We start from the raw sequence: 17,633 nt of genomic DNA on the forward strand, positions 1-17,633 counted from the left end.
GGATGGCAGCGCAGAGGGCCACCACGTCCACCTGCAGGAAGAAGTAGCGAAACGCTGAATCCGAAGGTGGCCGCCGCAGTGCCAGCCCCAGCTGCTCACCAAGTACCGCATGGTGGCGCCGTGCGAACCGCTCCAGATCCCTCAAGCTTTCGCAACCGCTCAGGATGCCCAGCACGGCCACCAGCAGCAGATACCAGGCGGGGATACGAATCCCACGCCGCATCCGCACGTCGGGGATCGCCTTGAGGAAGCTGATCAGATCTAGATCGGTTGCAGCAGAGCCGGTTTCGCGCACAGAGAAGGAGCAAGCTCGCTCAGCGAACCCAACGCTGGCAGCTCAGACCAGCGCGCTTGTGACACACTTTGAATCAGCCCTGCGGCAGGCAGAGCAAGAGCCGGCCAGCCCAGCTGATGGGCGGCGCGGGCGATGGCGGCATCGGCGCCGCGGGCTCCGCCATGGAACAGCCGATGGACAGACCACCCGGCGCTGCGGGCGAGGAGCTCAGCCGCCACCCGCTGGTCGGGCCAGGCCAGATGACGGCCGCCGCCGGCTGCGATCACAAGCGAGCGGGCAGGGCCTGAATCTGGCCCGGATGAATGACAAACAACCATAAAATCAGCTGCCTTGAGGGACAACTGACCGGGGCATCATGCCGCTGATGCGAACACGGCAGTGATGGCCAGATCAGGGGATGACGTTGCCGCAGGCGATGGGCTCGGGGCCTTTGGCGCAGCCCTTAATCTACTAGTACAAACGCATTCCAGACCCTGCAAATTGACTGCGGGGCAATGGACCTACGCAAAGCAGCGCCGTACGCTGACGGCTCGGCAGGTAATCAACGGAAGACTCATAGTCAGCCTTAAATGAACACATGGCCGCGCAGTCGCGCGCGCTTGCCTCTGGCCTCACTCCAGGCCCCTCCTGGCTGAAAGCTTGCCGATCCACCGCAGCCGCGGGAGAGCAGCTGAGCCCCCCCATCACCGGCCCCGGAGCGGAGGACGGCCGCGGCCGACCGGAGCCCTGCGGTGAAACAAGGCATTGATGCCAGCGCCGTTCGAGCCAGTTCCCAGCGGGCTTTACTAACTCATGCTCAGGCAGGGAGCGGATGCCCCAACTGCCGCCAGCCGCAGGATTCGCGCAGAACGGGCCCCACTTGCTTGGGCAGGGTTGCGCGAAACCGTGCGCGAATGGCCGGCAAGAGCGAGCGAAAACCCAGTCAACCACTAGAATTTAGCCATGCCTTCTAAGCAGCCGGTCGATGGTTCGAATCCATCAGGGGGCGTTGATGGAAACAAGCGGGGATCTCGGCTTTGGAGCCGTCCGGACTGGCCATCTGAGCTGTGACTCGCATCGGCCAAGACACGTCAGGACCCCGTTGCAACGGCCAGCCACCGCCAGAGTTTCACCCCGATTTCAGACGCGCTGCAACCAAGGCTCTGCGCTCGATCCCAGTGGCTGGCTCCTGTCCAGAACAGCTAGATCACGACGGATGGGGCTGGCTCATGGCGAAGGTTGGAGGAAAAGCGAGCCATTGAGATAAAGGTTGGGGAAGCTGCCGGTGTTGAACTTCTGAGGGTCAGGCTTGACAGCCCCCACCTGACTGGCGTTGTTGCCTTGGCCCGTGACGAAGAAGCTGGAGACTGGGATGCCGGGGTTCTTGATCAGGCCGATATTGAGCAGGCCTTTTGTGCTGCCACTGAAGCTGTTGCCCGACAAAGTGAATTCAGCAAATCCAGGCTGGTTATTGCTGACCGTGTTGGTGAAGCCGAGGTCGATAGCCTCGTCACCAACGTCATTAATCTTGTTGTCGGCGATGGTGACCCTGGCGTCGGCTTTGCCGCGAATATCGAAGGTGATGCCATTATCTCCACCCCTGCTGCCGCCGAGGGTCAAAACAGTGTTTCCGGAGACATTGGCACGCAGGATACTGTTGCTACCGATGTTGAAGTCGATTCCGTCGCCGTCTTGCCTGATTCCGCCGGAGATGGAAGGCAAGCTGATGGTATTGCCGATGATAGAGACATTCATCGTGGTGGGTCCACTGCAATTGCCCGAGAAGTTCGGATCGGCATACAGGTCTTGAGCACGCGGATAACTGGCACTACCGCGGCAAAGGCCAACCTCAATCGGGTCAATGTTGTTGAGCTTCTGATTACTGGCTGAGGCTACGGCGACACCATCCTGAGTGGGGGATGCGACAATCGGATAAACACCAGGGCTGTTGTTACTGATTGAGTTGTTGCTGATGGTCACAGTGCTGGTGCCCTGATTCTGGCCAATGATGATGGCCGTGCCGATGTTGCTGTCAGGACCCATGCGCATGTTGGAGATGGTATTTCTGTCGATCAGCAAGGTGCCTGAGGGATTATTGATTCGGAAGGCTTCATCAAGAGCACCGATCACCGTGTTTCCTGAGATGACGGCATTCGTGCTGTTGTTGAGCCGGATGGCGTTACCGCTGAGACAAAGGCCACTGGTGTTGACTCCGTTCTGATTGCAGACTGGAGCCATGCCTCCCCCATCAAGCGTTCCCAGCTGTGATTGGTAGGTCTGAACCTGTGGATACAGGAAGGTGTTGTTGGAGATCACAAGGTTGTCAACACCGTCCAGCTGAATGGCTGGCAGCGCATTGGCCGACACGTTGATGGCGCCAAAGGCCTGGGCCGTTGCCAGGTCTGTCGGCCTGTCGGTGTAGGAGCCTGTAAAGATATTGTCGGCGATCAGCACATTGCGGGTACTGTAATTGGTAATTGAGCTATTGGTGAAGCTCAAACCCGCAATGGTGGTATTGCTGCCAATGCTGATGATGCCGTTGCTGACGGAGGGCTGCGCCCCCACCCTTGCGCCGAACACCGGATTAAGATTCACAGGGCCGAATTGCGTGGTCAGGGTGGGCGCATTGCCGCTGCCGGTGAGGCTGGTGCCCGCCGCGAGGCGCAGGATTCTGCCGCCCAGGTCGGAACTGGCGCCACCGCCCACCAACAGCACATCTCCGGGACCGGCCGCCGCCAGCAACGCATCAAGGCTCGGATTGACGCAGCTCACTTGAGCCGTGCCGGTGTTGGTGGTAGTGCCGGAGCAGCGCACGACCCAGCTCGCGTCGAAATTGCCTGGATTGGTGGCCACGCTGTCTGGCAAGTTCTGCTGCGCCGAAACCAAGCGCAGAGAGGTCTCCCGTTGCATCGGCAACCCGCGCAAGGCCAAGAAGTTGCGCTCGGCGGCATCCACCGCGTCAGTCGCGCTGCCCGCCAATGGTTTGGCGCCATAGCGCAGGTACCCCGTGGCCTGGGTTTTGAAGATCGAGTCGTAGGAAATCGTGGCACCCAGAGCCAGCTGATTGCCGATGCGCAGTTCACCGCGCCCGCGGACCCCTGAGCTGGCATTCACATAGTCGCCGTTAAGGTAGTAATAGGAGGCGTAGAGCCAGAGGCTTTCGTTCTTCCAGCGGGCGACCGGGATGCCGGCCTCAAGATTCACTCCACCCAGCGACACCACATAGCGATTCCAGCCATCGACGATCAACTGGTTGTTGCGCAGTGAAGCATTGCTGTAACCGGTCCGGTACTGATCGGCTTGGTTGGAGAAGGGGATGTAGCCGTTGAAACGCAGTTCCACGTTGCGGCTAAGGGCCTCGGCCCCAACGCCCGCCTGAAAGACATAGTCGTTATACGCCTGGCGCGTGTCAACACCGGCGCTGAAGCCATACATCCAGCGCTGATCACCACTGAGCCAGCGATAGCCAAGGCGCGTACTGAAGCCAGCGGACACATCAGATCCTGGGCCAAGTGCTCCGCCAAGGTTCATGTTTGCCGCCACATCCAAAAACAACACTTGGCCTCGCTCTCCCTGGCTCAGGGGCGCAAAGAGATAGCCCGTGATGGTGTTGGGGGTGCCACCACCCTGGCTCTGGAACACCAGACCTCCGGTGGCTTCCACCCGCGGTATGGACGCCATCGGTTTTGCCAAGCCGTCGCCACAGACCGCCACCGCCGCCACGACCAGGCCGCCCATCAAAGCGGAAGCCGTTAGGGCTTGTGGCTGGTGGGCCTTAGGCTGCAGGAACGGCATGATGATGGATATAATTCGTTTAAAACATAGCCGATACAAGCTTATTGCCATGTCATTAACGATTCCCACAACGTTGGAATCAACACGACGGTTTTTGCACAAGCTATTTTAGGTGGTTCTGATTCTTCATCTGCTTCTACAGCCCATCCCTGACGAGCAGGCTACAAGCAAGGTCCGCCACTGGAGCGTGAACTGTGCCACCGCTGTCGCTGGATCCGCTCAAGGCCTATGCCTATGGGCACTCCTGGAACTCCTCGTCCACCTTGAGTGCATCACCGACGGCAGTCCGGTATGGGCGTAGATCTTGGGCTTTCAATCCTTGAGCAAGATCCAATAATTGAAGAGTTCGTCGATGCGGCCTTGAGCCCTTTCGCGGGAGAGCCAGCCGTTAAGGTAGCGGCGTAGGGTGGCATCCTGACCACCAATCAAGAGCACCAATTCGCTGCTCAGATCGTCGCTGAAGGGAGTGATCAATGACGTGCGGGGATACAACACGGCCCAGGCGGCTCCCGACTCAGCCGTTGTGAGTAGACCATCAAACTTCCTCTGGCCTGCTGTTGAAAAGAAATCTTGCTTGGATTCAATTGGGATCAACTCCACCTTGGCACGCCGATGACCGTCACCGAGATACTTTGCGATTTGGTCCTGGAGGCCGGGGCTGATCATGGCGGCATCACGCACGGCCAGGGTCACTGTGTGCTCCTGGGAGTGTGTGAATCCGCGCTGCAGTTCCTTGACCTTTCGGTCGGCCACAACCAGGGCCAAGTGCACCGGAAGGTAGCCGATGCTGAGCTCGTGGCGAATCGCATGGCGTGGGCTCGTCTGGATGCCACCGGCCACGAGATCGATCCTGTCATCCGCGAGCCATTGCTCCAGTTGGGCCATCGGTGCCACCTGAACCTGTAGTCGCACTCCCAGGTTGGAGGCCAGGCTTTTCAGCAGGTCCACGTCAAAGCCCACAATCTTGCCGGCCTGGTTGCGAAAGGCCCAGGGCAGGCCGTCCTGGCGCAAGCCCACCCGCAAGAGAGCACGGGCCCGGATGGCCTCCAAGCTGACGGGTTGGGCTGGCTGTACGCCCTGCAGCTCCTGGGGCTGCCCGCCGCTACGCGCCGTGGCGAGGGCCAGCAAACGGTCATCATTACGGTAAGAATTCTCCAGGGCTGCCGCCAGGCCGAGGCGGCTACCCCAGCCCAGGCCAAAGGCCAGGGCCAAGGCCGCACCGAAACTGCCCAGCACCAGCAGCGGCCGCGGTCTCCACGCTCCTACGCCACGGGCATAAACGAGCACCGCCAGTACCACCAAGCCCTCGAGGGAGAGCACCTTCTCGATCCTGTAAAGCCATTCACCATTGATGTACACAAGCTGCAGCAGGTCGATCGGCAACCCGAGATGCAGCAATTCCTGCCGGATCACCGCCTTGAGCCCCGAGACCGACGCTGGAATCGCGCTCAGCAACATGCGGGCGGTGGTGGCGGGCTCCAGGGCCCGGTCCACATACCAGGCGGAGAAGGGAATGAAGATCAAGCTGGCGACCTGGCCCAGGTTGGGCAGGGCAAAGCCAAGCGACACCAACGGTGCCAGCTCATCACGCCTCTCAGCGGCCAGATCCGGCCTGGCCTGCTGATTCAGCTGGGCGGGTAACTGCTCCTGCAGATTGCTCACCAGCATCGGCAGCGAGATCAGCAGATTGGCACTGCTGGCCGTGAGGGCCAAGGGGCCCCGCACAATCCGCCAGAGGGCCATGGGGCTCAAGGGTGTCAAGGCCAAGACCGCCATGGCACAGCCGAAACTCAAGACCAAGAAAGCGATCAGACTGATCAGAAAGAAACCCTGAATCCGGATCAACTGCTGCAAGTCTAGCCTGGATACATTGAGTGCGATGAGTGCAAAAATACCGAAGGGAATCAGACGGACGACAAGCTTATTCAGCTTGCCGAATACCGTGCGCATCACCGCCAGGGGATTGAGCAGATCTTCGCGGCGATCGATCCCCTGCAGCAGAATGCCCAGCAGGCAACTGAACAACACCACGGCGGGAAAGTTGTCCGCAGCCAGGGCTCCAAAGATGTTGTCGGGCAGATAGGTGGTGAGCAGGTCGGCGGTCTCACTGGTTTCAAACAGACCGGCGTGAAAGAACTCTGAGGTCACCAGGGGCGGCAGAAACAGGGGCAACCCCACCACCAGCAACGATGCGGCCAGCCAGAGCCCAAGGAGCACCACCCCGCCCCTGCTCGCCAGTTCGCTGAGTGATCCCTCGCGCAGCCGCCCAAACCCGACGATCAGCTCGCAGATCAGAAATGGCATCACCACGATCTGTGAGGCCTGCAAAAACACCGTCGCCAGCGGTTGCAGCCAAGGGGTCTGGGCCGGCGCAAGCAGACCAAACAGGATGCCAGCGGCCAGCAGCAGCAGGCATTGGTTGCCGATCTGCCTGGGCCAGAGACGACCCAAAAAGGCTGGAACGGACGGTATCAAGGCCGGTGCGTGCAATCGTCTGCCATTCTCCGCTCTGCCCTTCCTCCCCTCTGGCTGTTCTTCCGATCACCCGCGCAGCCGCTCCACTGAGAGATTCAGGCCGCCTTGGCGTCCGCCTCCCGCCTGGCAAAGCAAGAAATCGTCGCGAGCGGATGGCGTGCTGCGCGAGCTCTTTGCCCTGCTGCCGATCGGCTTGTTGCTCGCTGGTGCGGCAGCTGCCCGGGGCCGTCGCCCACCCGTAGAACCAGCCAGGTTTCGGACCTCACCCATCTGGTGCTGAACGGCTTCCGCTCCCTGAACCTGATCGCTCTTTCAGCGCCGCACCGGCACCACCTGCAGACCGATCGGAGCCAGGGCAATCAGGGCCAGCTTGATGTGCTGGAGGCCGAAGGGGATGCCGATGATCGTCACAAAACAGGCCACCGCCGCACTGAGATGGCCAATGGCCAGCCACCAGCCGGCCAGCAGGAACCAGATCACGTTGCCAATCAGCCCCAAAGGGCCGGTGCCGAAATCCATGCGGCCGGTCAGCTCGCGACGGCTGACGGCCTCGTAACCGAACGGCCAGAAGGAGAAATTGCCGATCACGAAGCAGGCCCGGGCCCAGGGAATCCCCACGATCGTGATCGCCGCCACCAGGCCAGCCAGCCACCAGCCCAGGCCCATCACAAAGCCCCCGAGCACGAACCAGAGGACGTTGAGCAGGAAACGCAGCATGGGGGGAGGGCCGGTGCTGTCTCCAGCATGGCGGCAAGGAGCGCCCCATCCCCGTCCGTTCAGGACACGGCCGCAGGAAACAGGCGCCGGTTGCGGTTGGCGATCGCCACCAGCGACAACATCACCGGAACCTCCACCAGCACACCCACCACGGTGGCCAAGGCCGCTCCGGAATCGATGCCGAACAGGCTGATGGCCACGGCCACGGCCAGCTCAAAGAAATTGGAGGCACCGATCATGGCACCGGGGGCGGCGATGGCGTGGGGCTGGTGCCAGAAGCGCATCCACAGGGCCGTGATCCAGAAGATCAGGTAGGTCTGCAGGGTCAGGGGGATGGCGATCAGCACGATCGCCAGCGGGTTGGAGAGGATCGCCTGGGCCTGCACCATGAACAGCAGCAGCACCGTGACGATCAGGCTCACGATCGCCACCGGCTTGAGCCGCTGCTCCAGGCGTTCGATCCGGGTGGGGGAACGCAGCAGCACCCGGGTCAGCCAGCCGGCCGCCAGGGGCACCACCACAAACAGGCCCACCGCCGTCACCAGGGTGTCCCAGGGAACGAGCACATTGCTCACCCCCAGCAGCAGGGCGGCGATCGGCGCGAACGCAAACACCATGATCAGGTCGTTGATCGCCACCTGGGCCAGGGTGTAGTTGGGATCGCCGTTGCTGAGCCGGCTCCACACGAACACCATGGCGGTGCAGGGCGCCACACCCAGCAGGATCATGCCGGCGATGTACTGATCACCCACGGCGGCCGGAATCCAGGCGCCGAACAGGCCGCGGATGAACAGCCAGGCGATGGCCGTCATCGTCAGCGGCTTGATCAGCCAGTTCACGACCACCGTGACCACCAATCCCTTCGGCTGGCGCCGCAGGCCGGCGATGGAGCCAAAGTCCACCGCCAGCATCATCGGAAAGATCATTCCCCACACCAGCAGGGCGATCAGCAGGTTGATGCGGGCGAATTCAAACGCCGCCACGGCCTCGGAAAGCTGGGGCATCAAGGCGCCAAGGGCCACACCGGCCACGATCGCCAGGGCGACCCACAGGCTCAGAAAGCGCTCGAAGATTCCCATCGGGACTCGCTTGGTGGAGGGATCAGGAGCAGGGTGGGGCCGGGGCGATACAGCTGGCCGCCAGGGTGGCGAGCCAGGCCCGCAGGCGCTCCAGGGCGTCGGGCTGCAGGCGGTAGTACACCCAGCGGCCGCTCTGACGGTCGGCCAGCAGGCCCGTGTCCTTGAGCACCTTGAGGTGGAACGACAGCTTCGACTGGGCCAGGGCCAGCTCACTGGTGAGGTCGCAGACGCAGCGCTCCCCATCGCCCAGGGCCTCGATCACCTGCAGGCGAATCGGATCGGCCAGGGCCCGCAGCAGCAGGCGCGCCTGCTCGGGCTGCAGGGGGGGCGGCTCGCAGAGCGCCGACCCAGAGCGGGCTGTCCTTAACCCGGCCATAAATCCATCAACTCCGGCTGATGTGACGATAGGGCGATGTCGCGGCAGGCGCTGTGAAGATCGGCATCAACGGCTTCGGACGCATCGGACGGCTGGTGTTCCGCGCCCTCTGGGGGCGGCCCGGCATCGAGCTGGTGCACGTCAACGACAGCGGTGGTGACGCCGCCACCGCCGCCCACCTGCTGGAGTTCGACTCGGTGCATGGTCGCTGGAGCCGGCCAGTGCTGGCCGAGGCCGACGGCGGGGGTTTCACGGTCGAGGGGCGCCGGGTGGGTTGGTCGACGTTCAGCCATCCGGCCGAGGTGCCCTGGCAGGTGGCGGGGGTGGAGCTGGTGCTCGAGTGCAGCGGCAAGGTCAAGACCCCCGGGACCCTCGCCCCCTACCTGCAGCAGGCCGGCGTACGGCGGGTGATCGTGGCCTGCCCCGTGAAAGGGGAGCTGGACGGCGTCGAGGTGCCCAACATCGTCTTCGGCATCAACCACGCCACCTACAGCCCTGAGCGGCATCGGATCCTCACCGCCGCCTCCTGCACCACCAACTGCCTGGCGCCGGTGGTGAAAGTGGTGCAGGAGAGCTTCGGCATCCGCCATGGCTCGATCACCACCCTGCACAACATCACCAACACCCAGGTGGTGATCGACAGCTTCAAGAGCGATCTGCGCCGGGCCCGCTCCTGCCTGCAGAGCCTGATTCCCACCACCACGGGCTCGGCCAAGGCCATCGGCCTGATCTTTCCGGAGCTGCAGGGCAAGCTCAACGGCCACGCCGTGCGCGTGCCCCTGCTCAATGCCTCACTCACCGACGCGGTGTTCGAGCTGGAGCGCCCCGTGACCGTGGAGGAGGTGAATGGCGCCTTCGCCGCGGCGGCGGCAGGCCCCCTGCTGGGCATCCTCGGCTATGAGGAGCGGCCCCTGGTGTCGGTCGACTATCTCAACGACAGCCGCAGTTCGATCGTGGATGCCCTCTCCACGATGGTGACGGGCGGCACCCAGCTGAAGGTGTTCGCCTGGTACGACAACGAATGGGGCTATAGCTGCCGGATGGCTGATCTGGCCTGCCATGTGGCCAGCCTGGAGGAGACGTGATGCGCACGCTGTCCCCCCTGCAGCAGTACGCCATCATCACCGCCAACAACTGGGCGTTCACGGTGACCGATGGGGCGCTGCGCATGCTCGTGGTGTTCCACTTCCTGCAGTTGGGTTACACCACGCTGGAGATCGCCTTCCTGTTCATCTTCTATGAGTTCTTCGGGATTCTCACCAACCTCTACGGCGGCTGGCTGGGGGCCCGCTTCGGCCTGAAGCTCACCCTCTGGATCGGCACCTTGCTGCAGATCGCGGCCCTGCTCCTGCTGGTGCCGGTGGCCGACACCTGGCCCAAGGCGTTGTCGGTGGGGTGGGTGATGGGGGCCCAGGCGATCAGCGGTATCGCCAAGGACCTGGAGAAGATGAGCGCCAAGAGCGCCATCCGGGTGGTGGTGCCGGAAACCCCAGAGGATCAGGCCAGGGGGGAGCAGCAGCTGTTCCGCTGGGTGGCCATCCTTACCGGCGCCAAGAATGGCCTCAAGGGCCTGGGTTTCTTCGTGGGCGGCCTGCTGCTCTACACGGTGGGGTTCAACAAAGCCGTGATCGTGATGGCGGCCTGGTTGGCGCTGGCTTTTCTGGTGACGCTGCTGTTGCCGCAGGACATCGGCAGGATGAAGAGCAAGCCGGCCTTCAAGGCGCTGTTCTCCAAGAGCGAGGGCATCAACGTGCTCTCCCTGGCCCGCTTCTTCCTGTTCGGTGCCCGCGACGTGTGGTTCGTGGTGGCCCTGCCCGTGTTCCTGCAATCCAGCCTGGGCTGGCGCTTCTGGGAGGTGGGCGGCTTCATGGGCCTGTGGGTGATCGGCTACGGCATCGTGCAGGGGTCGGCGCCGAGCCTGCGCCAGGCCTGGGGTCAGTCCCGACCGCCAGGGCCCAGCGCCGTGCAGTTCTGGGCCGCCCTGCTCACCGCCATCCCCGCCCTGATGGCGATCACCCTCTGGCGCGAGGTGGGCAACCCCGGGCTCACGGTGGTGGTGGGACTGGCCGTGTTCGGGGTGGTGTTCGCCATGAATTCCTCGATCCACAGCTACATGGTGCTGGCGTACACCGATGCCGATGCGGTGAGCCTCAACGTGGGCTTCTACTACATGGCCAACGCCGCTGGCCGCCTGGTGGGCACCCTGCTTTCGGGCGCCCTGTTCCTGGTCGGCGGGATCCAGGCCTGCCTCTGGGCCTCAGCCCTGTTGGTGGGACTGGCGGCCCTGGTGAGCCTGAGGCTGCCGCAGCCGCCCCGGCAAGCCCAGAGCCAACCCCTGGCCATCACCTGATCAGCTCCGAGGGCACGAATGGTGTCGCCATGCTGGGGTTCCTCTCCCTTGCCTGCCATGCCATTGAGTACCCCACCCCGCCAGAGGTTGCTGGAGGTGAACGGCGGCTGCTGGGAGGGCCTGTTCGTTCGCCTGGGCCCCGATGGCCGCGAGATCGAACGGTTCCCCACCCGCCTGCTCGTCACCGACCAGGACGGCAGCATCGAAGCCGCCCTTACCTACCTCAACTCCGGGCGCACCGTGCCGATGCGCTTCAACGAGCCGCCAGCGGCCATGCAGATCAGCGCCGCCGGCCACTGGAGCCTGGGCATCGATCGGACCGGTCCCTGGCCCTGGATCGCCGAATTGTGCGTCGCCCATGGCGACCGCCGCCGCCGGATCGTGCTGCGCCATGGCGTCGACGCCCTGGAGAGCCTCACCTACGCCAGGGAATGGCGGCCGGGCGTCACCGAAGCAGGCCCCGCCACCCCGTTGGTCGCCAGCCTGCAGGCCGTCGAGGCGGACAGCGCAGCGGCCAGCCGCTGGTGCCTGGACGAGAACGTCGAGGTGGTGATCGTTCATCCCCCCACCCCGCCGGGGCCCGTGCAGGTCTCGCTCACCTGGCAGGTCGACGCCGATGTTCGCTGTCGGATCGAACGCCGCTACTCCCCCTACGGCCTGCTGGAGCCCCTTGCTGCGGACCGATGACGCGCCGACTAGTCACGTCCGGTCCCAGGTGCCCCCCCACCCCTGTCAGCGCTGAGTCATCCGCCTGCTCCATGCCGCCCTGGTGGTGGTCTGTGGCGCCGGCATCGTCTAGGCCCCGGCCCAGCCCAGAACTCCCTGACCCAGCAGCTGGGCCAACCGGGCTACGCCGGGCCAATCAGCCTCCGCTACCAGGGCACGCCGCCGGTGTTCGGCTACGGGGTGGAAAAGCGCCGTGGCTGGGGTGACGACGACGATTGAGGGCCAATCAGAGCCGGAGCTTCAGCGGCGACCGAGCAGGTCCTCCCAGGTGAGGGGGTGCTGGGATGGGTCATGGAGCGGTGGCCTGGCCACCAGCAGGCAACTGGGATAGGCAGTGCCCCTGCCGGAGACGGCGGGGGACGAACTGGGACGTGTCGAGGGCGACGGACGCCTGGAAAGGGTGTTCATGGGAAAGGACAACAAGGGGATATGGATCTCGCACCGGGAGGCTGCCGTTCCCACGCGGGGAATCGCACACGGCAGCCGTTGCTGGACCTGGTGGACCGTCCCCAGGAAGCGCGGGGCGGCTCGGTGCTGGCTCCGGCAAAGGCGAACACCAGGTTCGCCGGCTTCTGCCGAAGATAAAAACCATAGCCGGTCTTGGCGCCGCTTCAGCCGGGCCGGCTCAGAAATCCACCGAAATCAGGCGGTGGCCAAGGGAAAAACCAGGCCTACAGTTGACAAAGGCTCGTAAATCGCTCCACGGCGATGACCTGTCGCGCCATTCATGTCCCAAGACCAACATCCCGAGGGAAAACGAAGCACCCCAAGGCTTCATGTCCCCGTGGGCGTCTCCGTCAGCCTCACCCTGCCCACAAAGCAGTCGGTGTTCGTCAATCTCCGCGACGTCAGCGAGAAGGGAGCCTGCGTGCTGCGTCAAGGCACTCTTGAGGTCAAGAAGGACGATGACGTCATCTTCGAGGCCCGGAATTACGACTCCGGTGCGACGATCAAACTCCGCTGCAAGGTGCGCTGGGTGAGGGCCACTGGATTCTGGACCTACGTGGGCCTTTCTTTCATCAGTTCGTCGCTGTCGGCGGAATCCCTGACCAGGCTTGTCTGCTGAGCGGGAAGCGGCCCGTCACAGCGTGTCTGGTTCAGTTCAGCCTCCCGGAAACTGGCCCCATCGACTTTGGCGCCTCGGAGATCCGCCAGGCTCAGCTTGGCGCCCACAAAGCTGGCGGCCCGAAGATCGGCACCACTGAGATCGGCGCCGGTGAGATCGGCATGGCTGAAATCAGCCCTGGCCAGATCAGCGCCATGGAGATCGGCTTGGCACAGCACCGTGTTGGCGAAGTTTGCCCCCCGCCAACGGCTGAATGGAATTCTGAGACCCTCAAGATTGGCCCCCTGCAGATCGAAATCGTCCTGCCAGAGTCCGGCGGCAGAGAGATGTTCCAGAGCCCTCAAGCGGCCGAGGCTGTTGGACGCCCTTGCCTCGCGCTGGGCGAGCAGGAGTTCGAACATTTCATGGTGCTCCCACTCTTTGCGCTTGCCCGCTTCGAGAAGGTAAACAATCGCGGCCGTAATAATACTGAACGACTCGACATTGCCGATGCTGATGATGTCCAGAAAGTCGGTGGTCAGGCAATCGGGTTGCGACGAGGGATCGTGACAGTTCTCGAAACGGTTGACGGCGGCCAGCAAGCCAAAGGAGAGGGCGGCTGCGATCAGGACCCGGAAACCGAAGGAACGGTCCAGCAGACGGAAGAAGGGCGAAGCGCGCCGCTGCCGCTGGCGGTCGTGCCAGGTGGAGGTGGGAGGACGCCTGGTCATCGAAGGGTCACGGCTTGGCAGGGGAAGCGGGAAACACCTGGCTCCAGTCACGGCGCAGGCTGACCAGGCTCCAGCCATTCTGCGCTGCCAGCTCCAGCCCCCGATCCAGCCGACCGAAGCGGGAGTTCCTGTCGTAGGCCACCTCCCGCTCGGAATCATCGTGGTGCAGCAGCAACCCCAGCCGCCGCCCCGGACCGGCGGTGGTCCAGCGAAGCAGTGCCAGGTCGCCATCGGAATTGCCAAAAGCCGCGATCGGGCGGCGACCGATGGCCCGCTGCACGGCCACCGGTTTGCCGTCACCATCGTTGATGAAGTCGACCACGGGCTCGCGCCACAGGGTGGGCTGGCCGTTCTCGTCGGCGTAGCGCAACAGCAAGGTCGAGCCGATCACCCGATCCGGGGGAATGCCATAGATCTCTTCGGCGAACAGCCGCACGAACTCGCCACCACCGCCGGTCACGATCCAGTTGCTGAACTCCCTGGCCCGCAGGTAAGCCAGCAGCTCCAGCATCGGCTGGTACACAAGCCAGGTGTAGGGCACACCCAGTTGCGGATGGCGGGCGTCGCGCAACCAATCGCGGGCCAGGTCCGCGAACGCCGCAGTGGTCATCCCAGCATGGGTGTGAGCCACCAACTCCAGCAGGCCCCGCATGCCCTGGCCCAGCAGGGTGTCCATGTCTTCGGCCGCCGCCGCGGCCACCAGCGGATCGCGGGCCAGGTCGCTGCGCTCCGCCACCAACTGGCGGGCCCGATCCAGGGCAAAGGCCATCTGCGCATACATCGGCTGCTCGGACCAGAGCGTGCCGTCGTTGTCGAACACGGCAATCCGCTCCTGCGGCGCCACGAAGTCGGGGCTGCCAGGGTCACTGACGCGCTCGACGAAGGCGAGCAGGTTGGTCTTGAGCGCGCCCTCCCGCCAGGAGGGCAAGGGGTCATGGCCAGCGTCAGCTGTCATGGCAGGCAAGGTGTGCATGGCTCGATTCTGCAGCGGCAGCACGTGATGGCTGCGGCGGACAACCATCAAAAAACCCCCTGCCGGAGCAGGGGGTCATGGACTCGTGGAAGAGCAAGATCAGCCGATGGCCGGGGCGGTCAGGGCCACAGGGGTGGCGCTGGCAGCCGCCAGGTCGAGCGGGAAGTTGTGCGCATTGCGCTCGTGCATCACTTCCATGCCGAGGCCGGCACGGTTGAGCACGTCGGCCCAGGTGTTGATCACCCGGCCCTGACCGTCGAGGATCGACTGGTTGAAGTTGAAACCGTTCAGGTTGAAGGCCATCGTGCTCACGCCCAGGGCGGTGAACCAGATGCCGATCACAGGCCAGGCTGCCAGGAAGAAGTGCAGGCTGCGGCTGTTGTTGAACGAGGCGTACTGGAAGATCAGGCGACCGAAGTAACCGTGGGCGGCCACGATGTTGTAGGTCTCTTCCTCTTGGCCGAACTTATAGCCGTAGTTCTGCGACTCGCTCTCGGTGGTTTCACGCACCAGGGAGGAGGTCACCAGCGAACCGTGCATCGCGGAGAACAGGGAGCCACCGAACACGCCTGCCACACCAAGCATGTGGAAGGGGTGCATCAGGATGTTGTGCTCAGCCTGGAACACCAGCATGTAGTTGAAGGTGCCGCTGATGCCGAGGGGCATGCCGTCGGAGAAGGAGCCTTGACCGAAGGGATAGATCAGGAACACGGCGCTGGCAGCCGCCACGGGGGCGGAGTAGGCAACGCAGATCCAGGGGCGCATGCCGAGGCGGTAGGAAAGCTCCCACTCGCGGCCCATGTAGGCGAAAACGCCGATCAGGAAGTGGAAGACCACCAGCTGGTAAGGACCACCGTTGTACAGCCACTCATCGAGGCTGGCGGCTTCCCAGATGGGGTAGAAGTGCAGGCCGATGGCGTTGCTCGAAGGAACAACGGCGCCGGAGATGATGTTGTTGCCGTACATCAGGGAGCCGGCGACGGGCTCACGGATGCCGTCGATGTCGACAGGGGGCGCCGCGATGAAGGCGACGATGAAGCAGATGGTGGCGGCCAGCAGGGTGGGGATCATCAGCACACCGAACCAACCCACATAGAGGCGGTTGTTGGTGGAGGTGACCCACTCACAGAACTGGTTCCACACCGAAGCGCCGGAGCGCTGCTGGAGAGTGGCGGTCATGAGTGCGAGAGAAGAGTGCCGTCAGGCGCAAGCGCAGCTGCGCTGGCCGTGGGCGTAAGGAAGAGCGACGAATCGCTTGACCAGACTGTAACAGACTGTTGCAGCTTCTGAGTGGCCCTTCATGAAGAAAAGCTGAGCTTCCTTTTTGGCCTGCCCCGCCCTGCCGCTGCTAGATGGTGAGTTGCACCGGTCATCACGCCCGCCCGCCGATGGTCTCGCGTTCGTCGCTCTCCCCCCAGCCACCGCGTCGTGCCGGCTCCCGCCTGCGCCGGCTGTCCCCTGCCCTGCTGGTCCTGCCGCTGTTGGCGGCGGGTTGCCAGGCCGTGCCCAATGCCGATAGCCGCCGCATCGATCAGCTTGAGTTGCAGATCCAGCAGCTCGAGCAGCGGCTGAACAAGGCCAACCTGCGCCCCGACACCGCCGACCCGGCCGGCAAGCCCCCGGCCGGCGTGGTCAAGTCGCTGACCCTGCGCACTGACACCGAGGACGACCGGTTGCGGATCTACTGGGCCGACGGCAGCAAGACCGATCTCCCCTGCACCAAGGAACAGACCACCCTCGTTTGCGGCTGACCATGCCCTCCACCCGTCTGCGACCCCTGTTGGGCTGCCTGGCCCTGCTGCTGGCCACCCCCCTGGCGCCTAACGCCCCCGTCCTCTCCCAGACCACCCAGGAATTGGCCTTCCAGCGCGGCCGCGCCGTCAACCTGGCCCGCATGCGGGCCGAGGTGATCAACGGCGGTCTCGGTGTCTACCGGCCCGCTGCCTGCATGTACGAACGCAGTGGCGGCGACTGCCTGGTGCGCTCCGACGCCGAAGGTCACCTGTTCCGCTTCTACGGTGGCGGCCCCGGCTGGGCCCAGCTCGGCCAGCCGCCGACCGTGGAAAGCGAGATTCTCGTCTCCCCGGATGGTCGCACCGTCGTGAGCGTGCTCTACAACGGCCCGCCCCGGTCGCAGCCCCAGGTTCAGCCTGGACTCTGAAGGTTCTGGGCCAGGTCCGTCAGCGCCTGGCCCCAGGCGGGCGCCACGGGCCAACGTTCCCGGCGCGTGAGGCTGAGGGCGATGCCCTTCTCGCCATAGGCCGCCTCGTTGATGAACACGGCCCAGACGGGCTCCTCCACCTGATCCCCCGAGGGGTGGAAGGGAATCGTGGTGCCCTCCGCCGTGAGGAACAGGGGCTCGCCAGCGCCGATCGGCCGCCAATCGCGACCCTGTCGCTGGGGGTGCACCACCGCCGCCGGGGAACCATCGCCATGGCGCGGCAGATCGAGGCTGCCCTGGTGGCGATGCACCACCAGCCAGGCCGGCTGGCGCAAGGCTCCGGCCCGAGCCTCCGCCAGCACCGCCAGGGCCGCCTCCAGGGCCAGCTGACTCTGCAGACAGAGGCTGGCCTGGATCACGCCCTGGGGCACCGGGCCCACCTCCACCACCAGCCCGCAAGGCCAGCGTTCCACCAGATAGCCGGTCTGGACCTGATCCTGTTCGTGCAGGTAGATCGGCAGCCCCAGGCGCTGCTGCATCGCCGCCGCCAGGGCCAGATCGGCCGGCCGCCGGCCATACACCACCAGGCAATTGCCCATGGCGGCGGTGGTGCTGTGCAGGTCGAGGGCCACCAGGCAGGGGGCGCTGCCTTCGGGCCCATGAAGGGCCAGCAACTCCCGCGCCCGTTGCAGCTCCCGGTCCCCCGGTTCGTCAGCGTCCAGCAGGGCCGGCACGAAGCTGCGGTTGAGGTCCTGGTCCAGATAGCGCCGGCCGGCGGCGTGGGCGGCGGGGTTGCCCAGCACCAGCTCCAGAGCGAGGCCATGGCGCTGCAGCAGTGCCGGGTGCTGCCGCCAGGCCTCCAGCAGCCAGGGTGCGTTGCGCTCGTTGCCGTGGGTCCCCCCCACCACCATCACCCTGCCCGCCGCCATCG

The 17,633-nt window shown here is 64.3% G+C and carries 17 protein-coding genes; 7 read left to right on the top strand and 10 right to left on the bottom strand.

Annotated elements, in window-relative coordinates:
* Positions 1 to 295 (bottom strand): transposase family protein (locus tag KBZ33_RS14730; protein ID WP_254954083.1); only part of this gene is annotated, 295 nt, incomplete at its 3' end.
* A 68-nt stretch (positions 296 to 363) separates the two neighbouring features.
* Between KBZ33_RS14730 and KBZ33_RS14735 the strand changes: the two genes are divergently transcribed.
* Positions 364 to 582 (top strand): hypothetical protein, encoded by a 219-nt coding sequence (locus KBZ33_RS14735; protein ID WP_254954082.1) that lies wholly within the window; start codon positions 364 to 366, stop codon positions 580 to 582.
* 919 nt (positions 583 to 1,501) lie between these two features.
* Here KBZ33_RS14735 and KBZ33_RS14740 read toward each other — a convergent pair.
* The 5 genes from KBZ33_RS14740 to KBZ33_RS14760 all read right to left on the bottom strand — a co-directional run bounded on the left by KBZ33_RS14740 (position 1,502) and on the right by KBZ33_RS14760 (position 8,716).
* Positions 1,502 to 4,069 (bottom strand): inverse autotransporter beta domain-containing protein, encoded by a 2,568-nt coding sequence (locus tag KBZ33_RS14740; RefSeq protein WP_255011824.1) that lies wholly within the window; start codon positions 4,067 to 4,069, stop codon positions 1,502 to 1,504.
* Positions 4,070 to 4,381: 312 nt separating this feature from the next.
* Positions 4,382 to 6,520, bottom strand: coding sequence for a cation:dicarboxylate symporter family transporter (locus KBZ33_RS14745; RefSeq protein WP_254954080.1), 2,139 nt, complete (start codon positions 6,518 to 6,520; stop codon positions 4,382 to 4,384).
* A gap of 336 nt (positions 6,521 to 6,856) precedes the next feature.
* Entirely contained in the window at positions 6,857 to 7,261 is a 405-nt protein-coding gene (locus KBZ33_RS14750) for a YccF domain-containing protein (RefSeq protein WP_254954079.1), read from the bottom strand.
* A gap of 59 nt (positions 7,262 to 7,320) precedes the next feature.
* Positions 7,321 to 8,340 (bottom strand): ACR3 family arsenite efflux transporter, encoded by a 1,020-nt coding sequence (gene arsB / locus KBZ33_RS14755; protein ID WP_254954078.1) that lies wholly within the window; start codon positions 8,338 to 8,340, stop codon positions 7,321 to 7,323.
* A 22-nt stretch (positions 8,341 to 8,362) separates the two neighbouring features.
* Positions 8,363 to 8,716, bottom strand: a complete 354-nt coding sequence (locus tag KBZ33_RS14760; protein ID WP_254954077.1) for a helix-turn-helix transcriptional regulator — start codon at positions 8,714 to 8,716, stop codon at positions 8,363 to 8,365.
* A 53-nt stretch (positions 8,717 to 8,769) separates the two neighbouring features.
* Here KBZ33_RS14760 and KBZ33_RS14765 point away from each other — a divergent pair, with 53 nt between their 5' ends.
* From KBZ33_RS14765 to KBZ33_RS14780, 4 genes are all read left to right on the top strand, one after another.
* On the top strand, positions 8,770 to 9,801 hold the full coding sequence (locus KBZ33_RS14765; RefSeq protein WP_254954076.1) for an ArsJ-associated glyceraldehyde-3-phosphate dehydrogenase: 1,032 nt from the start codon (positions 8,770 to 8,772) through the stop codon (positions 9,799 to 9,801).
* Positions 9,801 to 11,066, top strand: a complete 1,266-nt coding sequence (arsJ, locus tag KBZ33_RS14770) for an organoarsenical effux MFS transporter ArsJ (RefSeq protein ID WP_254954075.1) — start codon at positions 9,801 to 9,803, stop codon at positions 11,064 to 11,066. Before KBZ33_RS14765 ends, arsJ begins: the two co-directional genes overlap by 1 nt.
* Positions 11,067 to 11,123: 57 nt before the next feature.
* On the top strand, positions 11,124 to 11,753 hold the full coding sequence (locus KBZ33_RS14775; protein ID WP_254954074.1) for a DUF3598 family protein: 630 nt from the start codon (positions 11,124 to 11,126) through the stop codon (positions 11,751 to 11,753).
* A gap of 823 nt (positions 11,754 to 12,576) precedes the next feature.
* A complete protein-coding gene (locus tag KBZ33_RS14780; RefSeq protein ID WP_254954072.1) occupies positions 12,577 to 12,858 on the top strand; it encodes a PilZ domain-containing protein in 282 nt (93 codons plus the stop codon).
* On the opposite strand, the gene KBZ33_RS14785 is transcribed toward KBZ33_RS14780, so the two are convergent.
* The 3 genes from KBZ33_RS14785 to psbA form a co-directional block, all read right to left on the bottom strand.
* Entirely contained in the window at positions 12,792 to 13,439 is a 648-nt protein-coding gene (locus KBZ33_RS14785; RefSeq protein ID WP_255011825.1) for a pentapeptide repeat-containing protein, read from the bottom strand. The genes KBZ33_RS14780 and KBZ33_RS14785 overlap by 67 nt on opposite strands.
* 136 nt (positions 13,440 to 13,575) lie before the next feature.
* Positions 13,576 to 14,523, bottom strand: coding sequence for an HAD family phosphatase (locus KBZ33_RS14790; protein WP_254954070.1), 948 nt, complete (start codon positions 14,521 to 14,523; stop codon positions 13,576 to 13,578).
* Positions 14,524 to 14,640: 117 nt separating this feature from the next.
* The gene (gene psbA / locus KBZ33_RS14795) at positions 14,641 to 15,720 is read right to left on the bottom strand and encodes a photosystem II q(b) protein (protein ID WP_015109068.1); all 1,080 of its coding nucleotides are present in this window, start codon (positions 15,718 to 15,720) and stop codon (positions 14,641 to 14,643) included.
* A 173-nt stretch (positions 15,721 to 15,893) separates the two neighbouring features.
* Between psbA and KBZ33_RS14800 the strand changes: the two genes are divergently transcribed.
* Positions 15,894 to 16,292 carry a hypothetical protein gene (locus tag KBZ33_RS14800; RefSeq protein WP_255011826.1) on the top strand — a complete coding sequence of 133 codons (399 nt, stop codon included), beginning with the start codon at positions 15,894 to 15,896 and terminating at the stop codon, positions 16,290 to 16,292.
* Positions 16,293 to 16,294: 2 nt separating this feature from the next.
* Positions 16,295 to 16,702, top strand: coding sequence for a hypothetical protein (locus KBZ33_RS14805; protein ID WP_254954068.1), 408 nt, complete (start codon positions 16,295 to 16,297; stop codon positions 16,700 to 16,702).
* Here the strand turns inward: KBZ33_RS14805 and KBZ33_RS14810 are convergent.
* Positions 16,687 to 17,631, bottom strand: coding sequence for an aspartoacylase (locus tag KBZ33_RS14810; protein ID WP_254954084.1), 945 nt, complete (start codon positions 17,629 to 17,631; stop codon positions 16,687 to 16,689). The genes KBZ33_RS14805 and KBZ33_RS14810 overlap by 16 nt on opposite strands.
* Positions 17,632 to 17,633: the final 2 nt, after the last annotated feature.

The organism is Cyanobium sp. Cruz-8D1 (assembly GCF_024345975.1).
In the GTDB taxonomy this organism is placed as follows: Bacteria; Cyanobacteriota; Cyanobacteriia; order PCC-6307; family Cyanobiaceae; genus Cyanobium.